This is a genomic window from Vibrio sp. 10N.222.55.A1, from assembly GCF_041473835.1.
GTDB classification, from domain to species: Bacteria; Pseudomonadota; Gammaproteobacteria; order Enterobacterales; family Vibrionaceae; genus Vibrio; species Vibrio crassostreae_C.
On record NZ_JBFRSX010000013.1, the window covers coordinates 22,702 to 28,701 of the forward strand.

Annotated in this window: 6 protein-coding genes; 4 read left to right on the top strand and 2 right to left on the bottom strand. The window is 44.2% G+C overall.

All coding sequences use genetic code 11. The features are described from left to right. The first annotated feature begins 226 nt into the window (after positions 1-226). On the top strand, positions 227-2,275 hold the full coding sequence (locus AB4493_RS03975) for a glycoside hydrolase family 3 N-terminal domain-containing protein (protein ID WP_372154552.1): 2,049 nt from the start codon (positions 227-229) through the stop codon (positions 2,273-2,275). Between the two features lie 64 nt (positions 2,276-2,339). Continuing rightward, the gene (locus tag AB4493_RS03980) at positions 2,340-2,720 is read left to right on the top strand and encodes a hypothetical protein (protein ID WP_017057786.1); all 381 of its coding nucleotides are present in this window, start codon (positions 2,340-2,342) and stop codon (positions 2,718-2,720) included. Between the two features lie 295 nt (positions 2,721-3,015). On the opposite strand, the gene AB4493_RS03985 is transcribed toward AB4493_RS03980, so the two are convergent. Next, on the bottom strand, positions 3,016-3,963 hold the full coding sequence (locus AB4493_RS03985) for a LysR family transcriptional regulator (RefSeq protein ID WP_017061092.1): 948 nt from the start codon (positions 3,961-3,963) through the stop codon (positions 3,016-3,018). A gap of 126 nt (positions 3,964-4,089) precedes the next feature. Here AB4493_RS03985 and add point away from each other — a divergent pair, with 126 nt between their 5' ends. Together add and AB4493_RS03995 are read left to right on the top strand one after the other, a co-directional pair. Continuing rightward, a complete protein-coding gene (add, locus tag AB4493_RS03990; protein WP_372154553.1) occupies positions 4,090-5,088 on the top strand; it encodes an adenosine deaminase in 999 nt (332 codons plus the stop codon). 118 nt (positions 5,089-5,206) lie between these two features. Next, a complete protein-coding gene (locus AB4493_RS03995) occupies positions 5,207-5,773 on the top strand; it encodes a sugar O-acetyltransferase (RefSeq protein WP_102321248.1) in 567 nt (188 codons plus the stop codon). On the opposite strand, the gene AB4493_RS04000 is transcribed toward AB4493_RS03995, so the two are convergent. Beyond that, positions 5,770-5,964: a hypothetical protein gene (locus AB4493_RS04000; RefSeq protein ID WP_017072485.1), complete on the bottom strand. Its 195-nt coding sequence runs from the start codon at positions 5,962-5,964 to the stop codon at positions 5,770-5,772. The two genes, AB4493_RS03995 and AB4493_RS04000, sit on opposite strands and share 4 nt — an antisense overlap. Positions 5,965-6,000: the final 36 nt, after the last annotated feature.

Consider the following 6,000-nt stretch of genomic DNA (forward strand, 5'->3'; position numbering starts at 1 on the left):
ACTAATTAAATGGGGGATTAATTGGATATCAAAAAATTAAATCTAGTTAAGTTTACGTTATTTAAACTTCGTCAATATATTTCCAATACTAAATTGAATTAAATCACCAATTAAATTTATATGGTGATCCAAACCTTTAGTTTGACCTATTTTGGTTAACCAATAGTCCATTAATTATTAAAATTGGTCATGTACTTATTATTATACTAACAATAGGATCGTGACCATGAAGCGTCTTACCCTGACACCTATAGCAATCGCGTTGCTTCTTGCAGGATGTAACTCATCTGATAGCGACAATAACTTCCAGCAACCCCAAGTTCACTCTCGTGTTCATGATGTATTGAACGTTGAGGGCTACCAATTCCGAGATTCTAACGGTAATGGAACACTGGAGCCTTTTGAAGACTGGCGATTATCTCCAGAAGAGCGAGCAGCAGACTTGGTTAGCCGCATGACGCTAGATGAGAAAGCCGGCATGATGCTCATTGACACCTTAAACTCGTCCAAAGGTGGGCTCGTTAGTAGTAAAGGACAAGACATGATTGGCGATGCCCAAATGACGCGCTTTATCTTCCGTAACAGCGTAGTTGAAACACCTACCAATGCGCCTGATTGCGATTCAGGCCGTTCAGGTTGTCAGATAACCCCAACAGAAGCTGCCCAGTTCATGAATAGTGTTCAAGAACTGCGTGAACAGACGCGAATGGGTATCCCCGCTCTATTCAAATCCAATGCTCGTAACCACATAGATCCATCAGCTAAAGCAGGGATCAACGTTTCTTCAGGTGCCTTTTCTGCTTGGCCTAAAGAGGCAGGTTTAGCAGCCACTCGCGACATGGATTTAATCACTGAATTTGCAGGTATCATGAATGAAGAATGGTCTTCAATTGGCCTACGCAGTATGTACGGATACATGATGGATTTGGCGACAGAACCTCGTTGGTACCGAGTACACGAAACCTTTACCGAAGATGCAGATTTAGCGTCTGACATTATGCGCTCACTTATCAAAGGGTTGCAGGATGGCGGTGAGGTCAACGAAGACAGTATCGCGCTAACCATCAAACACTTCCCTGGTGGCGGTCCACAAGAAAACGGTGGTGACCCACATTATGACTTCGGTAAAAACCAAGTCTATCCAAAGAACAATTTTGATTACCACCTAAAACCGTTTATTGCTGCGATTGAGGCTGGCGCTTCTTCAATCATGCCTTACTACGGCATCCCTGTAGATCAAAAGTGGATGCCAAACGATGTTGGTATGTCCTTCTCAAAAGGCATTGTTACCGACCTTCTCAGAGACGAATTGGGCTACACAGGTAACGTGAACTCAGATACCGGCATTATTGGCGATCGAGCATGGGGTGTGGAACACAAAACGATTGATGAGCAAGTTGCAATGTCGGTCGAAGCTGGAGTCGATGTTCTTTCAGGTTTTCATGATAAAGAAGTCATCGTGAAACTGGTCGAAAAGGATCTGATCACCGAAGAACGTGTCGACCTATCAGTCACACGCTTACTTGAAGAACAATTCAAGCTTGGCCTTTTCGAAAACACTTACGTTGACGAGAAAAAAGCCCAAGAGATTTTAGGCAATGAGAAGTACCAAGAACGCGCTGATTACGCACAGAAAAAGTCTGTCGTCTTACTTCAAAATACCAATAAGACTTTACCTCTAGCTGAATCAACCGTACAAAATCCTGTTGCTCTGTATGTCATGGGAATGGACGAAAACATTGCAGGAGACGACAAGTACAACTTTACCGTGACTTCCGGAGATTACGAAGCGGGAGAAACGCGTCCACCAGTACCAGCCGATACGGACTATGCGGTTATTCGTGTTCGCGTATCTAACGAAGGCTCAGATCCTGATCTTATCTTTGGTGGCGCGAACCCAGATGAACTCGATATTCTTGCGTTCAGTGAAATGGCTACAGCTGCATCTTGGCATATTGAACCAAGCCTAAGCGACATTAAAGCCGTTATGAACGAAGTGGGCGCTGACAAAACGGTATTGTCCATCAACTTTAGACAACCCTTCGTGCTAGACGATCAAAGTAATCTTAAGCAAGCCGGTGCCGTGATCGCCACATTTGGTGTCTCGGACAGCAACCTAATGGAAGTACTTTCAGGCAACTTTGCTCCTCAAGGAAAACTGCCATTTGCTTTAGCGAACAGTGCCCAAGCCATTCAAAACCAAGACTCAGACTACCCTGGGTATGATCAAGCCGACACCCTTTACCCGTTCGGACATGGTTTAAGTTACGAATAATATTTGAGCTAATTCAGGCAGTGTTGAGCACTGCCTTTCCTTCTTAGATACCAAGGACAAAGTCATGGAACATATCTTACAACTGGGTTGGGATGATCACGCTATTCCACATAAAATCTGGATAGAACAATACTACGATGGGTGTCGTATCTGCTTGAAAGTCGTAAAAGACGTTGAGCCAGAAATGCTCTCATTGATTGTTCCAAATATTGATGTGCAAACCACTCATAAGGCGTGGCAAGGCAAAGCGACGAACATTACACCAGCCTATGATGACGGCGTGTTGTTCACTCAAACTCGCTCGCTATTCAATTTGCCTCATGGCTGCGTGATTTGGGCGGTAACACATATCCAGATGCAAAACGGCTTAAAAATGTCGGCAGACAAATTGTGCTTCGTACCAAAATACAGCAATCAAGATTCTTGTTTTAAGGTTCCAGCATAACGTAACAACAAGCCGAGTCGCTTATCCAACTTGGCGCTAATCTGCGAAGAACCATAAAAAAGGCCAGCGTATACACGTTGGCCTTACTTCTGTCTGTCTGTCTGTCTGTCTGTCTGTCTGTCATCAGGATTAAGCACTAATCAATCAACACCAACGAATCGATGGCATTGGATTCATTTAGATATCTCATTCTTGGCGGGCATTTGGCACCCGTAATAAGACAATGCTCATTCTAAAAAGACGAAATAAATTTAAAAAAACTTATTTCGCCGTTTTGATCATCGTAGCTCGCGGTTTACAGCTGAGGTTCTTGGGTCTTATTGACTATGAGGTCGCGAAGCCATTTGTGGCTTGGTTCAGAATCAAAGTAACGGTGCCAAAGCAAAAACAAACCACCGGGAACCAACTCAATAGGAATCGGCTTCATCACCAGTTCGCCACTCTCAATATAGTCACGAACCGAGTTGTACGGATAACACATCAGCAAATCGCTTTGTTTGCACAGCTTTACTGCGCTGGTGATGTCCGACACGTTGGCGGCTTTGTTAATTTGAAGCTGTTTGGCTTGCAAGATTTCCAGTAGCAACCAGTCGCCAACGCCACCGGTCACCAACTGAATATGACGGTATTTAAGGAAGGCTTGCAGATTCCACTCTTCTTGAAGTACTGGGTGATCATTTCGCATCAAACACACAGAGTAATCTTGCAGCAACTCGACGTGGTTTAGCTCGGCAGGGATATTTTGAATGTGGGTGCTAGCCCTTTCATCGAGCTCAAAAATTCCAATCCCGAAATCGACCTCACGCTTTAGTAAGCGCTTAAAGGTTTCGCTGCTCCAAGTAGTGCTGTTTACCGTAATGTTCGGCGCATCTGCTAGCGCGTTAGGCATAAATTTAGGGTAAATCGCGGTATAAGCGGTTTCAACAAGATCGATATTAAAAGTACGTTCGCTGTCTTTCGGCTCAAAAATGTCCGGCACGGTTAGCTGTTCAACTTGCAGAAGGATTTGATGAATTTTAGGCGCTAAAGAGGTGGCTTTCGGTGTTGGAAACAGGCCTTTTGACTCACGTTCAAACAAAGGGTCGTCAAACAAAGAACGCAGCTTAGTGAGTTGTTTACTCACCGCAGACTGACTAAGGAACAATCGCTCTGCCGTTTTGCTCACGCTGCGCTCTTCAAGCAACACGTGTAAACACAGCAGTAAATTCATATCACATTTGAGTAAGCTTTTAACATCTACCATGATATTCCTTAGATTCAGATTAATGATGACTTTATGTCACTTTAAATCATATCACAAACTTGTTAATTTAAGCCCATGTAACCTATGAGTTAATAACTCAAAAAATAATAGACCTAAGGAATACTCATGAACGTTCTAGCACTCCCTAAGATTGATCTGCACTGCCACCTAGACGGAAGCGTTCGTCCAGACACCATTATTGATCTGGCGAAACAGGACGGAATCGAACTTCCAGAAGACCGTGAAGCGGTAGTAAAGTCTCTAACAGTGCCTGAAGATTGCAAAAACCTTGATGAGTACCTAGCTTGCTTTAGCCTGCCACTGCAAGTGATGCAAACGGAAGAAGCGATTGAGCGTATCTCTTTTGAGCTTTACGAAGACGCAGCACTAGAGAACGTTAAATACCTAGAAGTTCGTTTTGCACCGATTCTTCACGTAAACAAGGGCTTGTCTCTTGATGCAATCATCGCAAGTGCGGTTAAAGGCATGAAGCGTGCAGAAGAGAAATACGACATTAAGGGCAACTACATCATGTCTGTACTTCGTATGTTCCCGAAAGACTCAATCAAAGATGTAATCGACGCTGGTAAACCATACCTTGGTAAAGGCGTGGTTGCGTTTGATATTGCAGGCGGTGAAAAGCCGGGCTTCTGCGCTGAATTCCCTGAGTACACGCAATACGCTATTGAACAAGGCTACCGTGTGACGGTTCACGCAGGTGAGCAATGGCATGGTCAGAACGTTTACGATGCAGTTACTCTGCTAGATGCTGAACGTATCGGCCACGGTGTTCACATCCAAGGTAACGAAGACGCGTACAACATCGTTAAAGAGAAGCAGGTTGCGCTTGAAACTTGCCCAACAAGTAACGTGCAAACTAAATGTATTCACAAATTCAGCGACCACCCAATTGCTGAATTCAAGAAAGACGGCATCGTTGTAACGATCAACACAGACAACCGCACTGTGTCGAACACAACCATGACTAACGAAGTGAAGCGTGTATGTGAAACGTTCGGTCTAACACAAGAAGACTACGCAGAGATCTACAAGTACTCTGTAGAGAGCGCTTTTGCTTCAGACGAAGTGAAACAGCACCTAATGGGTTTCGTTGAGCAAATCTAATTTGATCAATCTTGATTGCTAAGTAGAAAAACAGGAAGAGAAAGGCTTAGGCTTTTCTCTTTTTTTATGTCCAATTATCCGTATTCTAATATCGATGTTGACGAATGGGATGCAAACAATGAAAACAGAACTCGAGAAAATGCTGTCCGGCGAGATTTTTGATGGCGCAGACCATGAGGTAGACCACATGCGCACTCACGCCAGCAAGGCGCTATCAGACTTGAATCAATGTTCAGACGATACTCAACTACCAAGTCTTCAGGCTAATCTGTTTGGTAAAGTAGGAAGCAGCGTTGTCCGTCCTCCTTTTCATTGCGAGTTTGGCAAAACCATCGAGATCGGTGACGACACCTTTATCAACATGAACGTGGTGATGCTTGATGGCGCGAATATCAAGATTGGTAACAATGTATTGATAGGGCCAAGTGCCCAGTTTTACACAGCCTCCCACTCACTGGATTATCTCAGCCGCCGTAAGTGGGAAACTTTCTGCCTACCTATCACAGTCGAAGACGATGTGTGGATTGGTGGAAACTCAGTCATCAACCAAGGCGTTACGATTGGCGCTCGCTCTGTTATCGCAGCGAACTCAGTGGTTAACAGTGATGTACCACCAGATTGCCTGTACGGCGGCACTCCAGCCAAGTTGATTCGGCATTTGAATGCCGAACAAACTCGCGATTAAACAAGAAAGCGCGTATCCAAATCTAAAAAAGAGCGATGTTTCAATAGCATGGCTCTTAATCTAATTATCAGCGTTGTTTTATCGCACGCTTGTTCACCGCGAATTTGAAGCACGACAGCCGCAACTAAAACCAGCGCTGATATAGTCAAAAACAAGAATGCAACGATAGACTTAGGTGGGTATCTTTTCATTTTCTACACCCTCAAATTTAAGGTTCATCGCGGCTT